This window comes from Pseudomonas carassii, from assembly GCF_036324045.1.
GTDB lineage: Bacteria > Pseudomonadota > Gammaproteobacteria > Pseudomonadales > Pseudomonadaceae > Aquipseudomonas > Aquipseudomonas peradeniyensis.
This window is the reverse complement of the sequence record NZ_JAZDCT010000006.1, coordinates 180,718-203,232: the sequence shown is the minus strand read 5'-3', so window position 1 is coordinate 203,232 and position 22,515 is coordinate 180,718. Positions and strand designations below refer to the sequence as shown.

Here is a 22,515-nt window from a genome sequence, read left to right as displayed (position 1 = left end):
CCGGAATCAATGTCCTTCTGCAAGCGCTTTACGTCGATCTCAATTTTATCGGTGCCATAATTTTTCGGATTCGACGTTGCACTTGGATCGACCCAAAAGGGGACGACCCAAAAGGGGACAGGTTTATTTTCATGCTCTAATTTCAGCGCGCCCTGCCTCCAGCGCTCAACCTCCTCACTGAGACCTTAAAAACTAGGCTTCGACGTCGTCTAGGCCATGCAACAGCAGGGAATAAAGTAGAATAAATAAATCTGCCCCCTCTTCAGTCACGGCTCCCGCTGTTCCGGCTCATTTTGGATCGAGTAGAGAGGCTAGAATTAAACCTTGATTGCACCAAATACTACAGGATCGAAATCTTCAGGCCAAACTGTCCATTCATTATATATAGCACCAGAAAACAAAGCACCTTCTATTCTTTTAACGCAAAAATTAACATCGCACAAATTACCCCTCACAAAACTTGCACCACAAACATCCGCCCCCTCCAAACTAGACGACGAAAGATCTGCCCCGGAAAAATTTGCCCCAGTTGCTATAACATCTGAAAGATCCGCCCCCTTCATCTGCACGCACACTAGTGTCGCATTCATAAGAGCAGCACCATGCATTACAACCCCATTTAATATTGAATAATTAAAAGACGAACTCCTCAAATTCGACCTTGTAAAGTTAGCCCCCGAAACATCAAAATTATCAAAAATTGCACGATGAAGCTCCAACCCACTAAATATTGAGTTGACTAGACTATCCAAAGGCAAATCTAGAGTCTCGCCTGTCTCAAAGCAGATAGTTACCACCTATTCCTCCAATCTACCGGATAGCAAAAAGGGGGCAGATTTATTTTCCATGCTCTAACTTCAACGCCCCCGCCTCCAGCTCAACCTCCTGACCGAGACCTTAAGCACCAGGCTTCGCTGCCGTCTAGGCCATGCAACAGAAGAAATTAATTTATAATAAATATATCTGTCCACTTTTGCCCCGCCCCCTTTTGTCCCATAGCCAATAAAACCTTTCGATGCACCTACAGCAAAGTCGTCAAATATAACCTCACCGGTCTTTATCGTCACTTTCGGAGAGTATATGCTTCCAACCCCGTTAGCAGCATCAAATGAAACCTCCCCAAGATCGATTGCTTTTGACCAAATTAACTACCAATAGCCTCTCTGCGACGGTAAACGACCCGTCCAAGCTCCGATAGCCCCGGAAGTCTTTCGCTACCCACAATCAATTCAGAACGGCACCTCAAACTAGAGTTTTGATATGCCGTATATTGACAAACAATATCTTCAATCTCTTCAACGTCATCCTCAAGTTTTTCTTCAAGATAGAACCTCAATACCCACTCATCGCCCCCCCACTGCAATGCGACCATTCTAAAATTAGCAGAGACCGCCCCCACCAACGCCTGAACAAGCATTAGCACTTGGAAGTTCCACTCTTCCAGCCTAGGCTGACCACTCATTTCTGACTCCAGTTTGGATTTGTAGGGACAATGCTCGGCTTTTTTGTTCCCTTGATAATAAATACGTTAGTCGGCTGATCAGTTATACCAACTCCGAGATTAACGTTAGTTCCAGTTACACCCTCAAATTTAACCACTGGAAAACCTTGAGCATTCTTTCCTAGAATTTTCACTTGGCCAGAGTGGTAAGCATCAAGCACTTTTTGAGCATCTGAAACACTGTCCACGAAACCAACGCTCCCCCGCTCCTCAAGCTGCTGTGTCCCTGCAGTATGACGATTCTGCTTCTGGCTTATTTTTGTTGAGACCTCAGGGAAGTCTTTAGGTGTAAGTATTTCTTTTGCCCCACCAAAGCCTGACGCCCCCGGCCTGGAAGTAATAATATCCCTTTCCGCCGCCGCCAGCTCAGCAAGGTTCCCCCCCACCTTCGGTTTGAGCCCTGACTCCGTATAGAAGTACAGCTTTCCATCCGAAGCAAGGTATTCAAAGCTACCCGTCCTGCTGTTGAATACGGTCTGGTATCCATCCAGCTTGGCTACATTGGCGCCAACCCCACTGGCATCGCGATACCAGGCAGGTAACCCGGCCACCTCTCGAGTTGCAGCGCCCGCACCGACCATGGTGCCCGCCTTCGCCGCCTCCTCGCTGGCGGCCAGCATCCTGGCGACCTGCCCCAGTTTGGCCACCCGATTGACCGCGACGAAGTTCATGTAGAACTGCGTCTGCCACTCCATTTCGACCCTTGCCGCTTCCTCGGGCTTGCCCTGCAGGCGCAGCAACCGTGATTGCACTTGCGCATCCTGCTTGGCCTGCAGGAACGACTTGACGACTGCCTGCGGGTCGCGGGCCGAGGTCATCAGTTCATTAAGTATTCCTGTCGTAGTACGCTCAGGTTGCTTGACCAGTCCCTCGGCCAGCCCGGCAAGGTCCTTGAGGACGCCACTCAGGGCATCGCCAATCCCTTTGCCTGCACCTACGGCGTCCCCGCCCAAGTCGACTTTTTCGAAGTTCAGGTTCTTCTGGTAATAGTCGGCCCCCTTACCCGTCAGCGTGAACTCGCCATTCAACCTTGCATTATTGAAGTCAGCGTTGTGGTTCGTCGCATATGCCTCCAGCAACCCTAGCGTCTGCTCCGTGGTGTAACGCTTGTCTGGGTCCTCTATTACCGGGACGTCCCCCATGGCCTGGGGCACGTCGAAGCGCTTGGCCAGGGGCGTCAGTGCCTGGGCCAGATACCTCATGGTGACGGGGTCGATGACCAGGCCTTCCTTGGTCAACATCTCCTGCCATTGCTTGTCGGTGAGGTAGGCGAATGCCCGGGCCATGCGCTGCTCGGCCTCTGCGGGGCTGATGCCCTGCGCCTTGGCCAACGCCTCGGCCTGGCCCTTGATCAGGCGCATTTCGTCCGGGTGCGCCTGACGGTTGTACTGGTCGGCCATCTGCGCGACCCACGAACCCTTGTGGATATCGCCCCCAGCCAAGCCGGCCGAGGTCATGCCGATCAGCTGGGCGAATGCCTCTCGCAACTCAGGCTTGGATGCGAAACGCTCCTTGAGCACGCCGGCCATGGCCTGGCTGGCCCCCGCCGCCACGGCACCCGTGGTGAAGTCGCCCCCCGTCGCCGAAGAGATGGCGCCACCGGCCAGTGCGTGCAGCGCGGTGCGGCCAATACCCCCCTCTTTCCACATCGCCGCGGTGCTGTTGTCCTTGGCCGACTCCGCCAGGCTGACCTGCTTGTCGGCATAGGTCCCGATGTTGTTGAAGGCCACGGCAGCCGCGACGGTCGCCGCTTGCGAGACCAGCCCCTGGAGCAGGTTGTCGCTGAGGCTGCCGCCATTGACCGCCGTCTTGACCAGCCCGGACGTCAGGCCGATGGCGCCGGCATGCAGGCTGAAGCCGCCGATACCTTCCAGGGTGCCCAGGTTGAATCCATTGGTTTTGTCGAACACCGCATCGGTGCCGCGCAACGCCGGGGTGATGAACTTCTGCGCCAGCCCGGCGACCGCCATGGAGATCGCGGCATTCTTCAGGCTGTCCTTGCTGAACGTCTCCTTGAGCGCCTTGCCCAGGTTGCCCTTGTTGTTGATGGTGCTGACCGCGCCGGTAGTCGCCAGGCTCGTGGCCCCGGCCAACGGCGCGCCTGTCAGCCCCAACCCCGCCGGGCCCATGGCCACGGCCATCAGAATGGCGATGGCCAGCTGGGCAGCCGGGCCAAGGCCCGAGTTGTTGTACTTGAAGCTGGTATGGATCTCTTGCACCTGGCGCCAGTCGACGCCGCCTTGCGCTTCCAGGTCCTTGAGCCAGGCCAGCTTCGGATCGGCCTTGACCATCGCGTCGATGGACTCATGCACCGACTGCTGGTTGACCTGCCGTACATCCGCGCGAATCTTGCCGACGGCGTTGATCAGTACTTCACCCTGGGCCACCAGTTCGCTCTGACGCAAGGTTTCGTCGCTACGCCCCTTGCCCTTCATGCTGAACCAGCCAGCGTTGGACTTGCTCTTCTCGTGGCTCTCGTCGTGCAGGTCCTTGACCCCTTCGAAGGTGATGTCACCCCCGCTGTCCAGGGTCAGGTCGTCGCCGCTGGTGAGTTTGGCCACCTGGTAACGCTGGTCGCCGCCACTCTCCAGGATGAGGTCGCCGCCGGTACTGATCTCGCTGCCCACATGGCGCACGTCGGTGACTTCGTCGCGGCGGGTCTTCTTCTTGCCCCAGCTGCCCTTGCTCTTCTTGTCATACAGCGAATAGTCGCTGTCGGTCTCGGCCAGCAGTTCCAGCTGATCACCGGCACGGAGGAAGGCCTCGTCGCCGGCGCTGACGCGACTGGAGATCAGCTTGAGGTCCTCGCCGGCGGTCAGCGATATGTCGCCAGCGGCAGTGACGCGGGTGCCGACCTGGCGGACATGGTCCTCCTGGCGGGTGACCTTCTTGGTCTTGGCGTAGAAGTGCTCCTCGTTGGCCGCCGAGGACAGGGTCATGTCGTTGACGGCGCTGATGGCGATGTTGCGCTTGGCATCAAGCTCGCTGCCGGTCGCGGCGAAGTCATGGCCGGCCTTCATGCCGATATCGCGCCCGGCGCTGATCTGCGAGCCGAACTGCTGCACCGAGCTGCTGCGGTTGTTATGGCCGTTCTGGTAGCTGTAGGTCTGCTCGGCCGAGCCGATCAGCAGGTCACGACCGGTGCGCACGTCCACGTCGCGGCCGGCCTGGAGCATCCCGCCCACGTTCAGGAAATCGCGACCGATGCCCAGTGTCAGGTCATTGCCGGCCTCGATTCGCGCGGCGTTGTCGAGACGCCCTTCGGTAACGAACATGCCGCCCAGCATCGTCTGGGTGCGCTCGTTGATCAGGTCGCCAAGCATCGTGTTGAGGGCGACGTCGCGCCCGCTGATGATGCCCCCGGCACCGTTGAACAGGGTGTCGCCGGCCAGCAGGTCGACGCGGCCACCGGCCTGGATCAGGCCGGCGTTGACCAGGTCCTTGCCAGCGCTGGCCGACAGGTTGTTGCTGGCGCGCAGGGTACCGCTGTTCCTCATGCTTTCGCCGGCGACCAGGTTGATGTCCTTGCCTTCGATCAGCGCCCCGGTCGGCGCCAGGCGATCATTGGCATGGGCCAGATAGAGCACCGGTACCAGTACCTGCTCGCCCTTCACTTCATGCTTTTCGAGCCAGACGATGTCCTTGGTGAGCGCCGCCACCTGGGCGGAGGTCAGGGTGACGCCCACCGACAGACCCAACTGCTCGCGGCTGGCCACGGCGTTGTCCATCAGGTGGCGATACAGTGCCTCGTCGGAGGTCTGGCCATCGATGAAACGCTTGCCGGTGCGGGCGGTCACCGCCTGCTGGATAAGTTTCTGCTCGTAGTACCCATCGCCCAGGCGCTTCCAGCTCTGGTCCGGGTCGTAGCCGAGGTTGCCGAGCAGGTAGTCCGAGCTCATGAACTGCTTGAGGTCGGTGAGCACCGGGTCGGTCTCGACCAGGTACTTGTGCGGCTGCGGCGCGCGGCTGTTGGCCGGCAGGCCCTGGACCCGGGCGATGGTCTGCGGGCTGACCGCCGTGGCGGCGCTGGACACCGTCTGCGCCGCGGCCATGCGCACGTCCTGCGGCGCCGGCGCGGTGCCTGGCTGGACGATCGGGGTGGCGGTGTTGCGTTCGAGCGGCACGGCGGCGCTGCCACCGACGGGGCGGGCTATGTCCAGCGCGGCCAGGCCGGGGCCGCTGACCTGGGTCTGCTCCAGCGGGGTGCCGGCGCCGATCTGGGTGCGGCTCGGCAGGTTGTCCGGGCCCTGGGCCTGGCCCACCGCCGCGACACTGGCCACATCGGCCCGGTTGTCCAGGCCAAGGCCCTGGCGCTGGTTGGCCGCGAGTTGGCGCTCGGTGCCCTGGATGGCGGTGATCGCGGCGATGTCCACCGTGCGCCCCTGGACCACCGGCAACGGTTGCTGGCGCTGGGCCAGGTCGATGCTGGCGGCGCCGAGGGTCCAGTTGCTTGGCGCCGGCGCGGTGGTGCTGGCACCGGCCTGGCTGGCGGCATCGGCGCTCAGGCGGAACAGGCCGGTACCACCGGTGGGTAGGGTGAAGCCGGGCAAGGTCAGCGGGTTGACCTGGCGCTGGGCAAGATCAGGCGGCAACTGTGCGTTGATCTTGACGACATTGTTCCTGACCTGGCTGGCGGCCTGGGTGTCGGCGCCATTGAGTGCCAGGCTGGAATAACCGGTGTTGCTGCGGGTCACGCCATTGTTCAGGGTCTTGGTGGCCGTGATCGACACCAGTCCCCCCGCCTGGATCACCGCGCCGGCGGCAACGCCGGTGTTGGTCTGGGTTTCAGTCTTCGATACCTCTTCATAGGCCAGCAACTGCGCAGGCAAGGCGTAACCGGAATTGGGCCGGTAGTAGGGGTTGGCCCGGCCTGTATCCTGCGCCCCTATATGAATGGTCGGGACATAGGCTTCGTCTCTGCCACGACGCTTGGCGACGTAATCGAACTTGGTCTTGGAGTTGTACTTGGCGTATTCGGCGATCGCTCCGCCATTACTGACCAAGCCTCTCCAGACATCACTACGCTCACTGTCGTTCGGGTTACGGAACTGGCGTGTACGGATCAGACTCTCGGTCGAGGCGCCCTCGTTGTTGAACGTGTCCGCGGCGATGTTGATCGACGTTGCCGCGCTGATCGAGCTGTGCTTGTTCTCGAACGCCCCGGCCTGAACGCTCAGCGCGCCGCCGGTACTGATCGATGCCGCAGGCGAATTGCCTGTGGTAATGCGCTCGATCTCCTCGCTCACGTAGTAGTAGAGGTCGTAGTGTCGACCCTTGCAGTCCAGGCATTGGTACTTGATGGTCCCGGAGATCAGCCGCTCGTCGACCCTGAAGTTGTCACGCCGGTTGCTGAAGGTGTCGGCATGCAAGCCCATCGCCCCGTCACTCTGCAGCGTGGCGGAAACGTTCTCGATCAGGCTGGCCCGGCCCTGCGCGGCATTGGCCGCCACCATCAGACCGCCGAGGCTGTACACGGTGGCGAAGCGGTTGGTGAAGCTGCCGGTCAGCAGGCGCATGTCGCCGCCACTGGAAATCAGGCTCTGGCCAGTGGCGCTGCCTTCGTTGCGCAGCACCTGGCTGACCAGGTCGAGCTTGCCGGCGCTGCCCACCGTGCCGCCGTTGGCGAAACTGCCGGCATCCAGGGTCATGTCGCGACCCGAGGTGATCCGCCCCTGGTTGATGAAGGCGCCGCCACTGCTGACCTGTACATCGCCGGCACCGGCGATGCGCCCGCCGCCCAGTACCTGCACGCCGGCGGCGCTGAGGCCGAGGTTGCCCAGGCTGGTGGCCTGCCCGCTGCCGGTGTACCGGCCGCTCAGGGCCAAGTCGAGCGTGCCGTTGCTGGCGATCAGGCCGTTGTTGGTCCAGTTGCCGCCGCGGCCCACCAGGCTGGTGCTGGCCAGCAGCTGGCCGCTGCCGGTCAGGTTCAGCTCACCCACGTTGACGGTCAGGCGCGCGGCCTGGACCGCGCTGCTGTTGGTCCAGCTGGCGGCGTTCAGGGTCAAGCCGCCCAGGGTGACGATGTCGCCGCCGGCATTGCCCAGGTTGGCCATGCCGATCTGCAGCTCCCCTGCCCCGCCATGCAACAGGCGGCCGCCGCCGTTGAGGAAGCTGGCGGCCTGCAGGGTGAAGTCCTGGCTGGCAACTTCCAGCACGCCATTGCGGTTGTCCAGCACGCCAGCCAGTTGCAGCGTGGTGTTGCCAGCGCTGCCCAGGCTGCGCAATTGGCCGCCCTGGTTGTTCAGGCTGGCAGCGCTGAGGCCGATGCGGGTATCGCTCTCGACGATGCCGCCGACGTTGTCGAAGGCGCCACGCAGGGTGAAGTCCAGCGCCTGGCCGGCCAGTTGACCACCGGCGCCGTTGTCCAGGTCGGCGGCGTCGATGTTCACCTGGCCCAGGGCGTACAGACCGCCACCGCGGTTGTTCAGGTTGCCGGTATGGATCTGCAGCGTGCCGGCTTGCGCGGCCAGGCGGCCGCCGCTGTTGTCCAGGCCGCCCAGGGCGATCAGCTTGAGCTGACGCGCCTGCAGCGTGCCGCCCTGGCCGTTGCGCAGCAGCCCACCGACCTGGGCATCGAGCAGCCCCTGCAGGCTGGCGATGATGCCGCCGCGGTTGTCGACGCTGGCCGCCTTGAGCAGCAGGTTGCCGTCCTGGGCGATCAGCTTGCCGCCCTGGTTGTCGACAGCGCCGCTGGTGACGTCGATGGCGCCCTTGGCCTGCACGATGCCGGCCTGGTTGCTCAGGCTGGCGGTTTTCAGGGTGATGGCGCCGGCCTGGCTGTAGAGCAGGCCGTCGCGGTCGTTGTGCAGTGCGCCAGTGAGGTTCAGGCCCAGCGCCTGGTTGGCGGCCAGGGTGCCGTTGTCGCTGTTGTCGAGGCTGGCGCCGTTGAGGTCGAGGTAGGTCCGGCTGATCAGGCGCCCGCCCTGGTTGGCGATTGCCGCACTGCCGCGTAGCTGCAAGCCGGTGCTGGCCAGCAGGGTGCCCTGGGCATTGTCGAGCTGGCTGGCGAGGTCGAGGGTCAGCGTGTTCAGGCCGATCAGGGTGCCGCCACGGTTGTTCAGCGTAGTGGCCTGCAGGCTGAACGCGCCGCCTGCGTCCACGCGTCCGCCCTGGCTGTTGTCCAGGCTGCCGCCGCGCAGGTCGAGCTGCTGGGCGCCGGTGCTGGCGAGGTAACCGCCACGGTTGTCCAGACTCGCGGCCTTGATGCGCAGCTGGCCCAGGCTGACCAGGGCACCAGCGTCACGGTTGTCGAGGGCGCCGGCCAGGGTGATGTCCAGGTCGCCGTCGCGGCTGGACAGGGTGCCGTTGTTGCGGTTGTCGAGGCTCGTGGCATTGACGGTCAGGCCCTGCCAGCCGGAGATCAGGCCGCCCTGGTTGATCAAGGAGGTGGCGCCCAGGGTCAACTGCTGGCTGCTGATCAGCCGGCCATTGCTGTTGTCCAGCGTGCGCGCGGCGAGGCTGAAGCCCAGCGGGCTGGAGATCTCGCCCTGGCGATTGTCCAGGTCGCGCAGGTTGCTCAGGGTCAGCTGGCCCTTGGTGTGGATCAGGCCTGCGCGGTTGTCCACGTCGCCGCCGGCGATGCCCAGCAGCAGCGCCAGGCTGCGCTCGCCGAGCAGGCGACCGCCCTGTTGGCTCAAGCTGTCCGCGCTCACCTGCGCGGCGCCCTTGGCGGAGATTTCACCGCCGGCGTTACGCAAGGCAGCCGCGCCCAGGGTCAGGCTGTCGAGGCTGTTGATCAGCCCGTTGCCGCCATTGTCGAGTGTCCCGGCGCTGGTCAGCGCCAAGTGCGTGGCGGCGAGCAACTTGCCGCCCTGGTTGTCCAGGCCCTTGCTGGTGACGTTCATCTGCCGGCTGGCGCTGATCTGCCCGCCCTCGCGGTTGACCAGCTGACCGTCGATGTCCAGGGTCAGGTCGCCACGGCTGGTCACCGCCCCGCCGCTGTTGTCCAGGCGCTGCGCCTGCAGCGACAGGCTGGCGGCGGCGATCTGGCCCTTGAGGCTGGTCAGGGCTCGCTCGACCACCAAGGTCAGGCCCTGCTGGCCGAGCAGCTTGCCGTTGCTGTTGTCCAGGGTCGTGGCGGCCAAGGCGAAGGCCTTGGCGCTGGAGATCTCGCCGCCACGGTTGTCGACGTCGGCGAGGCGCTTGAGCAGCAACTGGCCGGGGGTGTTGATCAGGCCGCCCTGGTTGTCGAGCTGGCCGTGGTTCAGGTCCAGCTCAACACTCGCATCGGAGTACAACTTGCCGCCGTGCTGGCGCAGGCCGCTGACGTTGGCGGTCAGCGCCTGCTGCGCGGTGATGTGTCCGCCGCTGTTGTCCAGCAGGCCAGTGTCGATTCGCAGCAGGCCGGCGCTGGTCAGGCGCGCGCCGTCCTTGTTGTCGAGGCTGTCGCTGGTGATGCGCAGGTCGCCCTTGGCGCTGACCAGGCCCGCCTGGCCGTTGTCCAGGTGCGTGCCGCTCAAGGTGATCTTGCCATCGCCCAGCAGCTTGCCACCCAGGTTGTTCAGCACGCCCTGGCTGGACACGACCAGATCACCGGCGCTGGAGACTTCGCCAGCGGCATTGCTGATACTGGCGGCCGCCAGCGACAGCGCGTCCTCGCTGGCAATCTTGCCCTTGTCGTTGTTCAGCGCGCCGCTCAGTCGCGCATCGATGCCCTTTTCGCCGCGCACCTCGCCCTGGGCGTTGTCCAGGCTGACCCCGCGCAGGATGAACCGGTCTTCGCTGGCAATCAGGCCAAGGCGGTTGAGCAGCGTCTGGTGCTCGACCGTCAGCGCCCCCTTGGCCTTGACCAGGCCGCCGTCGCTGTTGTCCAGGGTCTGGCCTGAGAGATGAACGGCGCCCTGGCCGGAGATTTCGCCGTTGCGGTTGTCCAGACTGGCGGCCTTGACGTCGAGCAGGCCGGTAGCGGCCAGCAAGCCCTTGGCGCGGTTGTCGACTTTATCGGCGGTCAGGTCCAGCACACCGCCAGCCTCGACAGTGCCGGCCTGGTTGTCCAGTTCGCCCAGCTGCGCGCGCAGGTCGGTCCTGGCCGACAGCTTGCCCTTGCCATTGAGCACATTGGCCGCCTCGAGCAGCAAGCGGGCCTCGGCCGAGATGACGCCCGCCTGGTTGTCGAGCCGGCCCTGCACCTTCAGGTCGATGTCGTTCAGGCTGTTGAGCGTGCCCTCGGCATTGTTCAGGGTGTTGGCGCGCACCACCAGGTGGCGGGCGCTGATCATGCCGGCGACGTTGTCCAGCTGCCTGGCGATACGCAGGGTCAGGCCCTGGCTGCCGAGCAGCTTGCCGCCGCTGCCGTTGTCCAGGCTCTCGGCAACCAGTTCGTAGCCCTGGATGCCGTTGATCTGGCCGCCACGGTTGATGACTTCGCCGAGGTTGCGCAGCAGCAACTGGCCCGGGCCACGGATCAGGCCACTGCTGTTGTCCAGCCGGCCATGGTTGAGGTCGAGGCTGAGGTCCTCGATGCTGAACAGTTCACCACCCTGCTGGTCGAGGCGGGAGATGCTGGCCAGCACCTGGCGCCCGGCGATGCTGCCGGCGGCCTGGTTGCCCACCGTGGTCGCGCCGAGGTCCAGGCGCTGGCCACTGCTGAGCAGGCCACCCTGGCCGTTCTCCAGGGCGCCGGTGCGCACCGTGCTGTTGCCCTCGGCGGTGATACGGCCCTTGTTGCGGTTGTCCACGCTGGCGGCGCTCAGTTGCAGCTGGCCGTCGGTCTCCAGGGTGCCGCCCTGGTTGTCCAGCGCCGTGGTGCTGGTGATGCGCAGATCGCCCTTGCTGGTGACCTTGCCGGCCTGGTTGAGCAGCGTGACGCCTTCGAAAGTCAGGCTGCCGCGGCTGTCGATCAGGCCTTTGTTGTTGTCGATCACGGCATCGCGCAGCGGCTGGCCACGGTCCTCCAGGACCACCAGCAGCGAGCGACCGGCGCCCAGGCTTCCGCCCTGGTTGTCCAGGCGCGCGCCACGCAGCTCGACGTCGCGACCGGAGACCAGCCCCTTGTTCTGGTTGACCAGCCGCGCCACGGTCAGCTCCAGGCGGTTGTCGGCGATCAGCCGGCCACCTTCGCTGTTGTCCAGTTGTTCGGCCTGCACCAGCACCTGCGCCTGGCTGGCCAGGCGTCCGCCGCGGTTGTCGATATCGGTGACCCGCAGATCGATGCCGGCATTGCCGGCGACCACGCCACCGGCGCGGTTGTCGAGCGCGGCGCCGCGCAGGCTCAGGTTGCCCTCGGCGACCAGCTCGCCGCCCTGCTGGCGCAGCGTGCCGATGCGGGCGTCGAGGTTGGCGCGGCTGGAGATGCGCCCCTTGCCGTTGTCCACCTCCACGGCCTCGAGGTCCGCCGCCGTGGTGGCACTGAGCAGGCCTTGGCGGTTGTCCAGGTGCCGGCCCTTGAACGCCAGGGAGCCGCTGCTGCGCAGCACACCGCTGCGGTTGTCCAGGGCATCGACGAACAGTTGCAGCTGGCGATCGGCGTGCAACACGCCTTTGTGGTTGTCGGCGCTGGCGCTGCGCAGGGTCAGCAGGTCCTTGCCGGACACCACCCCGTTGCGGTTGTCCAGGCGACCGAGCAGCAGTTCGATCAGGCCCTGGGCGCGAATTTCACCGCCCTGGTTGTCGAGCAGGCCGCCGATCCGCGCCTGGATCCGGCCATCTTTGCTGGTCAGGCTGCCGTCGGCACGGTTGTCCAGGCTGGCGGCGGTCACCTGCAGGTCCTTGTGCGAGATCAGCGAGCCGTTGCGGTTGTCCAGCGCGCCTTGCACGGTGAGCAGGGCCGCCTGCTCGCCGATGATGCCGCCATCGCGGTTGTCCAGGCTCCCGGCTTCGATACGGGTGACCGCGCCGCTGGACAGCTCGCCGCCGACGTTGGCCAGCGCGCCGCTGACCTTCACGCTCAGGCCGTGCTCGCCACTGAGGGTGGCCGCTTGGTTGTCGAGGCTGGCGGCGCTGGCTTCAAGGCGGCTGCCGCTGACCAGGCCATTGACGTTGCGCAGGGCCTGGGCGACCCGCACCACCAGGGCCTGGTCGCTGCGCACGCTGCCGTCGCCGTTGTCCAGGCTTGTGGCGATCACCTCGAAGGCGCGGCTGCTGGAGATCTCGCCGCCACGGTTGTCAACGCTGCCCAGGCGCTTGAGCAGCAACTGGCCGCTGCTGTGGATCAGTCCGCCCCGGCTGTCCAGATGGCCGTTGGCAAGGTCCAGGGTCAGGTCGCTGTCGCTGGTCAGCTTGCCGCCGCCCTGCTGGTCGAGACGCCCGACCTCGACCAGCGAGGCGCCGTGGGCGCCGATGCGGCCACGCTCGCTGTTGATCAGCTCGTCGGCCTTGAGGGTCAGCGTGCCACCACTGGTCACGACACCCGCCTGGCGGTTGACCAGGGTGTCGGCTGTCAGGCGCATCGGGCCCTTGCCGGTGAGCAGGCCCTTGTCGCTGTTGTCCAGGCGCTGACCGGTGAAGGTGACGGCCTGGCCGCCGTTGACCACGCCGGCGCGGTTGTCCAGCTGACGGGCCTGCAGGGCGATGTCGCCCTCGGCGGCCAGGCGACCGAGGCGGTTGTCCAAGTCGCCGCCGAGGGTCAGCGTCAGGCCCTCCCGGGCCTCGATGACACCGGCGTGGTTACCCAGGCTCGCCGCCTTGAAGTCGAGTGCCTGCCCGGAGATGCGTCCCTTGGCGTTGTCCAGCGCCTGGGCGATGCGCAGGGTCAGCGACTGCTGCGAGAGCAGCTTGCCGCCCTGGTTGTCGAGGGCCTCGGCGGCGACCGAGTAGGTCAGGTCGCTGGAGATCTCGCCGGCGCGGTTGTCGACCCGGGCCAACTGCTGCAACAACAGCCGGCCCGGCGCATTGATCAGGCCGCCCTGGTTGTCGAGCAGGCCGTGATTCAGGTCAAGGAGCAGGTCCGCGCCGCTGAACAGCTGGCCGCGGTTGGCCTGGCGCAGGCCTTTGATCCGGGCGACCAGCGACTGGCCGGCGTGGATACGCCCGGCGTCGGTGTTGTCCACCTGACCGGCGTTCAACTCGAGCCCCTTCGCTGCGTAAATCTGCCCGCCGGCGTTGACCAGGCCCGCAGTGTCGACCTTGGCCTGGCCCTGGCTGCTGATCTGGCCGCGCTCGTTGGCCAGCGAAGCGCTTTGCAGCTGCAACTGCTCGGCGGCCACCACGGTACCCGCGCGGTTGTCCAGGGCCCCTGCGCTGGCAGCGGTCAGTTGCCGGTCGCCCTGCAGACGCCCGGCACGGTTGTCGAGGCTGGCCGCGCTCAACGTCAGGTCGGTGGCGCTGATCTCGCCACGCTGGTTGTCCAGCGCGCCGTTCAGGCGCAGCCGGGATACCTCGCGCGCCTTCAGCTTGCCGTCGGTGTTGAGCAGACTGCCCGCCTGCAGGTCCAGGCCCTGGGCCGAGACCAGGCCACGGGTGTTGTCCAGCAGTTGGGCGACACGCAGGGTCAGCGCCTGCTCGGAGAGCAGCTTGCCGTCCTGGTTGTCGAGGCTGTCGGCAGTCAGGCTGAAGCCGAGCTGGCTGGAGATCTCGCCGTGGCGATTGCCGACCGTGGTCAGGTTGCGCAACAGCAAGACGCCCGGGCTCTGCAGCGTGCCACCTTGGTTGTTCCAGTGGCCACGGGAAAGATCCAGCGTCAGCCCCTGGGCGGCACTGATGCGCCCCTGGCGGTTGTCCAGCCCGGTACTGGTCAGCAGCAGGCTGCCGTTGCCGGCGATCTGCCCTTGGAGGTTGACCAGGTGACCGGCCTGCAGCACGAAGGCCTGTTCGGCCAGCAACCGGCCACGGCTGTTGTCCAGCTGGCCGGCGACCGTCAGTTGCAGGCCTGCGCGCGCCTGCACGGTGCCGCCCTGGCCGAGCAGGGTCGCGGCGCTCAGGGTCAGCTGGTGACCAGCGATCAGGCCGGCGGTGTTGGCCAGTTGCCCGGCAATCCGCACCCGCAGGTCGTTGCCACCGAGCAGCTTGCCGGCACTGTTGTCCAGTTGCCGCGCCACCAGCGCATAAGCCTGGCCGGCGGAGATCTCGCCGCCGCGGTTGTCGACGGTCCCCAGGCGTTGCAGGGTCAGTTGCCCCGGGGTGGTGAGCAGGCCGCCGTCGCGGTTGTCCAGGTGACCGTCGGCCATGTCCAGGGTCAGCGCCTTGGCGCCGTGCAACTGGCCTGCGCCGCGCTGGTCAAGCTGGCCGAGGCGCGCCGTGGCCTGGCCATCGCTGGCGATACGCCCGGCATTGCGGTTGTCCACGCTGGCGGCCTGAAGTTGCAGGTCCTGCCCGGCGGCCACGGCGCCGGCGCGGTTGTCCAGGCGCCCGGCGACGGTGATGTCCAACGCCTGCCCGGCGCTCAGCCGGCCGCCCTGGTTGTCCAGCTGGTTGGCGTTCAGCGTGTTGCGCTGCGCCGACAGCTCGCCGCCGCGATTGTCCAGGGTCTGCGCGGTGACGCGCTGGGTCTGCCCGGCGCTGATCAGGCCGTTCTGGTTGTCGAGGGCCTGTGCCGCCTGCACGGTCTGCTCGCGCCCCGCCAGCACCCTGCCCTGGGCGCTGTTGTCCAGGGCGCCGCTGCTGATGCGGCTGTCCTGCCCGGCACTGAGGGTGCCGCCGCGGTTGCCCAGTTGACCTTGCACCTCGAGGCTCAGGTCACGGCTGGCGACAATGCTCTTGCCATGGTTGAGCAACTGCCCGCTGGCGATGCTCACGTCACCCTGGACGTTACGGCTGCCATCGGCATTCACGCCGGCCTCGATCACACCGAGGTTGGTCAAGGTGCCGGTCGCCTGGACGTTGATCCGGTTGCCGGCAGTGATCGCCTGGCGCGAGGTCAGGTCGGCGCTGCTGCGCACCTCGACCTGGCTGGCACCATGCACCGGCCCTTGCAGGTCGACACCGGCGGCCTGCAGCTTGACCGCGCCGCTGGCACTGGCCTGGGCCAGGCTCAGCTGGCCATTGGCGTCCAGGCGGATATCACCGCCACTGGCCGCCACGTCACCGGCCAGGCGCACACCGACGCCCGCCTCGGTGCCCACCAGGCGAATGGCCCCGGCGTACATGCCGCCCAAGGCCGTGGAATCGATGGCCAAGGCTGGTGCGGCGCTAGTGCTGCCAGCACGCGGCGTCGCGGCCAGGGTCTGGGCGTCGACATCGTTGCGCCCGGTGATGACATTCAGTTCACGCGCTCGTAACTGGGCATTCAGCCGCGCCGAGCGGGTGATGATGTCGAAGCGCTCGACATTGTCGGCATTGAGCCCCGCGCCCTCCAGGGCGACGCTGCCACTCTCGACCTGGTAGCCGCTGAGCGCGCCACGCCCATCGAGCACCGGCTTGCCGGTACTCAGGGTGACCTGTGGCGTATTGATGAAACCGCAACCATCGCAAGTAATGCCATGGGGGTTGGCGACAATGACCTTGGCGGCATGCCCGGCCACTTCGGTATAGCCGCGCAACTGGCTGGCGTTGGCACCGTTGACCTCGTTGAGGATGGTGCTGGCCGCCTGGCCCTGCAGGTTCGGGTTGCCGAGAATGATCCCGCCCAGCTGGGTGGCCTGGGTGCGCTCGGTGGCGTTGTTGAGAATCAGCCCCTGCTGGCCGACGTTGTAGTCGCGGAACTGGTTGTGCGACAGGCCGCTGCCGTTGGGCGCGGCGATATTGACGATCGGCACGCCGTTGCCCGCCTGGCCGAGGCTGGTGCCCGGCCCGCTGACCACCACGCCTTCGGCGGCCTGCGCCCACAGCGGCTGCCAGAACATGGCGTTGGCCAGCAGAAACGCCAAGCCACGCTTGGGCAACCCGCAGAAATGCTCACGGGGCTGAATTTCGGCCGAGCGTTGGCGGGCCAGGAAGGCAAACAGGCGGACGTCCATGTCAGGTCTCGTGAGTCAGGGGATCAGGTGGATCAGATGAAGAAGTCCAGGCGGAAATACACCGGGCGTTCCTTGTCGGTCAGCACATCGGGGCGTTCCAGGCTGTGGGCGAAGGTCACGCTGGCAGCCACATGCTGGCCACGGGCGAACAGCTCCAGCGAATGGCTGCTGGCACGGCCGTGGTACTGGCCGTTGTAGCGATCGTTGCGGATCACCCCGAGGTCGTAGCCCAGGCCCAGGCCGTACTCGGCCACCAGCGGCTGCAACAACGGCCAGTTGACCGCACGGGTCCAGCGCAGGTCGTTGCGCCAGTAGCCGCCGCTGTCGCCGGACAACGACTGGTCCTTCAGCCCGCGCACCGACGACAGGCCGCCAAGGCTGATGCGCTGCGGGCTGAACAGCACGTCCTCGCTGCGCTGGCCGGTGGCCAGGCTGCTGAAGCTCAGGCGCTCGCCGAGCACCTCGAAGCCCTGCACATAACTGAGGGTGGCGCTGTATTTGCGGTAGCGCGCCACCGGCTCGCCCGGGCGCGGGTCGGCATTGCTCTGGGCATCGAAGGCGCCGATGCCCTCCTGGGTGCCCAGGTCGAGGTTGACGAAGGCATTGCCCAGGCGCCGGCCATGGTTGATGCCGAACTGGGCTTCGCTGAGGCGGTTGCTGCTGCCTGCCAGGCGGCTGTCCTCGATGTAGTTGTTGGTGCGCAAGTGGGCCACGCCGGCACTGAGCGAGGTCTTGCTGGTGGCGTCGCGGTGCACCACGCGCTCGGCGCGCAGCTGGTGGTTCTGGCTGTCGCCGGTCTGCTTGAAGGCAAAGCCGTTGGCCTGGGCCAGGGAGCGGTATTCGCTCTCGCTGTAGCTGTAGGTGAAGTTCCACCAGCCCCAGGGCAGGTTGTAGAAGAACACGCCGTTCTTCGAGCCCTGGGTATGATCGCTGACCACGTCGTGGCCGCCGCGCAGCACCAGCTGATCGGACAGGCCCAGCGGGCTGTCCCACTCCAGGCCGACATTGGCCATCTGCTCGCCGGTGCTGCGCTGGCCTTCGTTGTTGCGCGACAGCGAGGCGCGCCAGGGTTTCTGCCGGGTGTTGCGCACCAGCACTTCGCTGCCGCCGACGGCCTTGCCCGGGGTCAGTTCCATCTGCGCCTTGTTCGACGGCAGGCGGTTGAGCTGGTCGACCATCTGCTCGATCTCGCGCAGGTTCAGACGCTGGTCGACTTCGCCGGGGAAGGCCATGGCCAACTCGCGCTCGCTCAGGCCACTGGTCGGGTCCGGGCGCAACCCCTCCAGGCGCCCTTCCACCACCAGCACCTGCAGGTGGCCCGAGGACAGGTCCTGCTGCGGCAGGTAGGCGCGGCTGGTGACCAGGCCACGGCCCAGGTAATGGTCGGTGATGGCCTTGAGCAAGGCGTTGAGCTGGGTGACGCCCAGGCACTGGTCGATGAAAGGCTTGAGCAGGCGGTCACGGTCGGCGACGGACAGGCTGTCGGCGCCCTTGAGCTCGATGGTGTGGATGGTGAAGCAGCGGGTGTCTTCAGGCCGGGGCTGTTCAGCAGGACGAGCACTTTCGCCGGGCAGGTTGCGCAGCTCTTCGAGGCGGCGTTGCTGCTCTTGCAGCAGACGGTCCTGACGGTCGCGGATCAACTCCTGGTCGCCGGGCGAAACCGCCCAGGCCGCAGGGCTGCACAACACACTGAAAAACGCACAGAGGGCCATCCTGCGCCCTGAAGGAAGACGTACCGCCATGACCGATCCCTGGTGAACAGTGCAAAGTGGCGGGCATACTATTTTGCCATCATATTGGCGTCAATTTGCCATCACTGGCTTTTTTGTAACCACATTCTCGATGTTGAATGGAACCATTGAGATAGAGCGGTTGCGCCTCCAGAAAATTTTATCGCCCCTTGCCTCGTTCGGCATGGGACTGCGCAGCAGCCCCATGCCTCAAGCCTTACGGCATCACCGGTGGCACATACTGCAAGGTCGTGCCCAACGCCCACAGCAGCACCAGCACCAGCGGTACATGCACCAGCAACTGCACGAACGAGAAGCCGATCAGATCACGTGCCTTGAGCCCCAGCACCCCCAGCAGCGGCAGCATGTAGAACGGGTTGATCAGGTTCGGCAGCGCCTCGGCGGCGTTGTAGATCTGCACCGCCCAGCCCAGGTGGTACTGCAGGTCGTTGGCCACCAGCATTACGTACGGTGCCTCGATGATCCACTTGCCGCCACCGGACGGAATGAAGAAGCCGAGCACCGCCGAGTACACGCCCATCAGCAGCGCGTAGGTGTCATGCGTGGCGATCTGGGTGAAGAACAGCGAGATATGGTGGGCCAGGGTCTGGGCGTCCGCGCCCTTGACCTGGGTGAGGATCGCGGCGATCGAGCCGTACAGCGGGAACTGGATCAGCACCCCAGTGGTGGTCGGCACGGCGCGGGCCACCGCGTCGAGGAAGCTGCGCGGGCGCCAGTGCAGCAAGGCGCCGAGCATGATGAACAGCAGGTTGTAGGTGTTCAATCCGGAGATCGCGGTGATCGCAGGCTTGGTGGCGAACTCCTGGTACAGCCAGCCGGCGGCCAGGGCCACCAGCAGCAGGATCAGGATCGGGCTGTATTCCAGCCACTCGCCCGGGCGGGTGCGCTGTGGCGAAGGCGGCGCGCTGAAGCTCGGGTCGACGCCGCAGTCCTGGGCGCTGCGGGCGCTGTTCGGCCCCGGGGCGGTGGCATAGGCCACGACCAGCGAGACGATCACCAACGCAGCGAGCATCACCCCCGACTGCCAGAGGAAGATGGTCTCGGTGAAGGGAATAACCCCGGTGATCGACAAGATCGACGGCGGCAGGCTGGCCGGGTTGGCCTGCAGTTGCGCGGCCGACGACGACAGGCCCAGCGCCCACACCGCGCCCAGGCCCAGGTAGGCGGCGGCGCCGGCGGCGCGGTAGTCCATCTTCAGGTCGCTGCGACGGGCCAGGGCGCGTACCAGCAGGCCACCGAACACCAGCGACAGGCCCCAGTTGAGCAAGGAGGCGAGCATCGAGATCAGCGCCACCCAGCACACTGCCGAGCGGCCATTCTTCGGCAGGCGCGCCAGGCGGTCGATCAACCGCGCGGCGGGTGGCGAGCTGGCCACCACATAACCGCCGATGACCACGAAGGCCATCTGCATGGTGAACGGGATCAGGCTCCAGAAGCCGTCACCGAAGGCCTTGGCGGTGTCGGTGGGCTTGCCGCCCATGGCCAGGGCGCCGAGGGACACCAGCAGCACCGCCAGGGCGGCGAACACCCAGGAGTCGGGGAACCAGCGTTCGGCCCAGTTCGAGCAACGCAGGGCAAAGCGGGCGGAGCGGCTGTCTTGGATATCAGCGGCCACGATGTTTTTCCTTTTATTGGTTTTATGGGGCGATGCCTTTCGAGCGAACAGCGCAAAGCCCCGAGGGCCGGCTGCCGTCACCGGACGCACGGTCGCCCTTGGGTGACACCACTCGTCGGACATACTGCAAAAAGGCCATCATCCCTTTTTCGGCCTGCTTAACTCAAGCGGGCTGCCAGGCAGGCGGCACCGCACTACAGGGATGGCTGCACAAGCCGGCTGCCAACAGCCGCTCGCACCGGGCACGCCAGTACATCCGCCCGTCTACCTGCCTCTCCCCCTTCTCCTCCGCCCGCCTGCGCAAGCGTTGGTAACGGTAATCCATTCATTGAATGCAACGGAGGCAATCATGTCTGTATCGCTGACCGCACCGTCGGAAGGCCTGTTCCCGGTGTCCTACCTCATTGGTACCAATGCCCCGGGCGCCCCGCGCCTGCAGCTGGACCTGCTGGTCTACACGCCAGACCGCAGCGTCAACGGCCACGCGCTGATCACCCAGACCACCAACCCACCGCTGGAGCTGGGCCTGGATGTCTGGGGCAGCTACAGCTACCTCACCGTGCAGCCGCCAAGCGAAGGCAAGATCCTGCTGACGGTACGTGGCAACCACGGTGGCCCACACGCCAATTCGCCGGAGCAGTTCGAGTTGCGCGCACTGCTCGACCTGGACTGGCAGAAAGGCACGGCCAGCTACCGTTACTACAACGGCCAGCGTTGGATCGAGGTGGACAACGTACCTGTCGTGCTTGAACTCAAACGCATCCAGACACTGGCGAACGTCGACCTGACGACCGAACTGCACAACGCCACCCTGGAGGCAGTGATCGCCACCGGTGACGTCGCGCAACTCAAGCAACTGGCCAGCGGTGCCGTGGGCAAAGCCCTGGACCAGGCCCTCGCCTCGACCAAGAGCCCGGCCGCCAAGGCCGCCAAGAAAGCCTGAGCAGACAAGGAGAATCAGCATGTCCTTCGGACTTTTTCATACCCGCCTGAACGTCAGCAACGGGCTGCTCGGCGCACCGATCCTGACCCTCGACCTGCTGGTGAATACCGTGCAGAAGAAGGTCACCGGCAGGGCCTCCATCATCCAGACCACGCATCCGGTGCAGGTCTTCCACGCCAAGGTGTGGGGTGGCTACAGCGAGCTGCCGTTCGCGCCCGCAGGCAGCCCGTCGATCGTCCTGCACCTGGATGGCAGCCCAAGCGGCCCGCTCAGCCAGATTGCCCAGACCTTCCACCTGCAAGGCCTGCTCGACCAGGGCTGGAACGCCGGCACTGCCAGCTACCGCTACTTCAGCAACGGCCACTGGGTCGACCAGCATGGCCGCGTGCGCAAGGCGCCGGACATCACCCACCAGGACCAACCGCAACCCGCGGAGCGCCTGAAGGCTGCGATCAAGCACCTGGAAAGCGTCTGACCTGAACGGATCGCGGGGCCAGCCCGCTCCCACACCTTGATGTGAGAGCGGTCTGGCCCCGCGATCATCGGTCAGGCCATGAAGCTGTAGGCGATCGCCGACAGCGTGATCAGGCCGATCACTACCACGAAGACATTCGACAGCTTGCCCGAATACTGGCGCAACGCCGGTACCTTCTGTACCGCGTACATCGGCATCAGGAACAACAGGCAGGCGATCACCGGCCCACCCAGGCTTTCGATCAGCCCAAGGATGCTCGGATTCAGGGTCGCTACCGCCCAGCAGGTCACCAGCATGAACAACGCCGTGGCGCGCTCCAGGCGCTTGGCCGGCCAGGCCTTGCCACGCCCGCGCAGGCTCTTGACGATCATGCCCTGGAAGCCCTCGCTGGCACCGATGTAGTGGCCAAGGAACGACTTGGTGATCGCCACTAGCGCGATCAGCGGCGCGACGAAGGCGATCACCGGGGTCTGGAAGTGGTTGGCCAGGTACGACAGGATCGAGATGTTCTGCGCCTTGGCCGCGGCCAGGTCGGCCGGGCTCAGCGCCAGCACGCAGCTGAAGCAGAAGAACATCACCGTCAGCACCATCATCACATGGGCGGTGGCCAGGGTGCGGCCGCTCTTGCGATCGGCGTCATTGCCATAGCGGTGCTTCTGGTCGACGGCGAACGCCGAGATGATCGGCGAGTGGTTGAACGAGAACACCATCACAGGAATCGCCAGCCACAGGGTCAGCAGCAGCTTCGAGGCGCTGATGCCTTCGTTGGCCTGGGCGAAGAACGCGCCGTTCCAGTTCGGAATCAGGCTCAAGGCCAGCAGCAGCAACGAGGCGACGAAGGGATACACCAGCACGCTCATGGCCTTGACGATGATCTGCTGGCCGCAGCGCACCACGATCATCAGCCCGCAGATCAGCAGCAGGGCCAGCAGCGCCCGTGGCGGCGCGCCGATGTGCAGCTGGTGCTCGAAGAAGCTGGTCAGGGTATTGGTCAATGCCACGCTGTAGACCAGCAGGATCGGGAAGATGGCGAAGAAGTACAGCAAGGTGATGAGCTTGCCGGCACCGACGCCGAAGTGCTCTTCCACCACCTCGGTGATGTCCTCGTTGCCGCCCTTGCGCCCGGACAGCACGAAGCGGGTCAGCGCCCGGTGAGCGAAAAAGGTCATGGGGAACGCCAGCAGCGCCAGGATCAACAGCGGCCAGAAGCCGCCGACCCCGGCGTTGATCGGCAGGAACAGGGTGCCGGCGCCGATCGCTGTGCCATACAGGCCCAGGGCCCAGGTGGTGTCGTGACGGTTCCAGGTGGTCGAGCCGCTGGTCGAAGCCAGGGCAGCCGAATCCGCACGAACGCTCGTGGTGCTTTGTACATCAGTCATTGGGTATCGCCTTGTAGTTG

At 65.2% G+C, this 22,515-nt stretch carries 8 protein-coding genes; 2 read left to right on the top strand and 6 right to left on the bottom strand.

Going from position 1 to position 22,515, the window contains the following annotated elements; genetic code table 11:
• Positions 1-317: 317 nt before the first annotated feature.
• From V0R62_RS07015 to V0R62_RS06995, 5 genes are all read right to left on the bottom strand, one after another.
• The gene (locus tag V0R62_RS07015) at positions 318-797 is read right to left on the bottom strand and encodes a pentapeptide repeat-containing protein (RefSeq protein WP_330103253.1); all 480 of its coding nucleotides are present in this window, start codon (positions 795-797) and stop codon (positions 318-320) included.
• Positions 798-1,144: 347 nt separating this feature from the next.
• The gene (locus V0R62_RS07010; protein WP_330103252.1) at positions 1,145-1,462 is read right to left on the bottom strand and encodes a hypothetical protein; all 318 of its coding nucleotides are present in this window, start codon (positions 1,460-1,462) and stop codon (positions 1,145-1,147) included.
• A complete protein-coding gene (locus V0R62_RS07005; protein WP_330103251.1) occupies positions 1,459-16,332 on the bottom strand; it encodes a two-partner secretion domain-containing protein in 14,874 nt (4,957 codons plus the stop codon). Before V0R62_RS07005 ends, V0R62_RS07010 begins: the two co-directional genes overlap by 4 nt.
• A gap of 32 nt (positions 16,333-16,364) precedes the next feature.
• Positions 16,365-18,044, bottom strand: a complete 1,680-nt coding sequence (locus V0R62_RS07000; RefSeq protein ID WP_330103272.1) for a ShlB/FhaC/HecB family hemolysin secretion/activation protein — start codon at positions 18,042-18,044, stop codon at positions 16,365-16,367.
• A gap of 235 nt (positions 18,045-18,279) precedes the next feature.
• On the bottom strand, positions 18,280-19,698 hold the full coding sequence (locus V0R62_RS06995) for a short-chain fatty acid transporter (protein WP_330103250.1): 1,419 nt from the start codon (positions 19,696-19,698) through the stop codon (positions 18,280-18,282).
• A gap of 349 nt (positions 19,699-20,047) precedes the next feature.
• Here V0R62_RS06995 and V0R62_RS06990 point away from each other — a divergent pair, with 349 nt between their 5' ends.
• Both V0R62_RS06990 and V0R62_RS06985 read left to right on the top strand, forming a co-directional pair.
• On the top strand, positions 20,048-20,641 hold the full coding sequence (locus V0R62_RS06990) for a DUF1842 domain-containing protein (RefSeq protein ID WP_330103249.1): 594 nt from the start codon (positions 20,048-20,050) through the stop codon (positions 20,639-20,641).
• A gap of 19 nt (positions 20,642-20,660) precedes the next feature.
• Positions 20,661-21,116: a DUF1842 domain-containing protein gene (locus V0R62_RS06985; RefSeq protein ID WP_330103248.1), complete on the top strand. Its 456-nt coding sequence runs from the start codon at positions 20,661-20,663 to the stop codon at positions 21,114-21,116.
• Between the two features lie 71 nt (positions 21,117-21,187).
• On the opposite strand, the gene V0R62_RS06980 is transcribed toward V0R62_RS06985, so the two are convergent.
• Positions 21,188-22,495, bottom strand: coding sequence for a serine/threonine transporter (locus tag V0R62_RS06980; RefSeq protein ID WP_330103247.1), 1,308 nt, complete (start codon positions 22,493-22,495; stop codon positions 21,188-21,190).
• Positions 22,496-22,515: the final 20 nt, after the last annotated feature.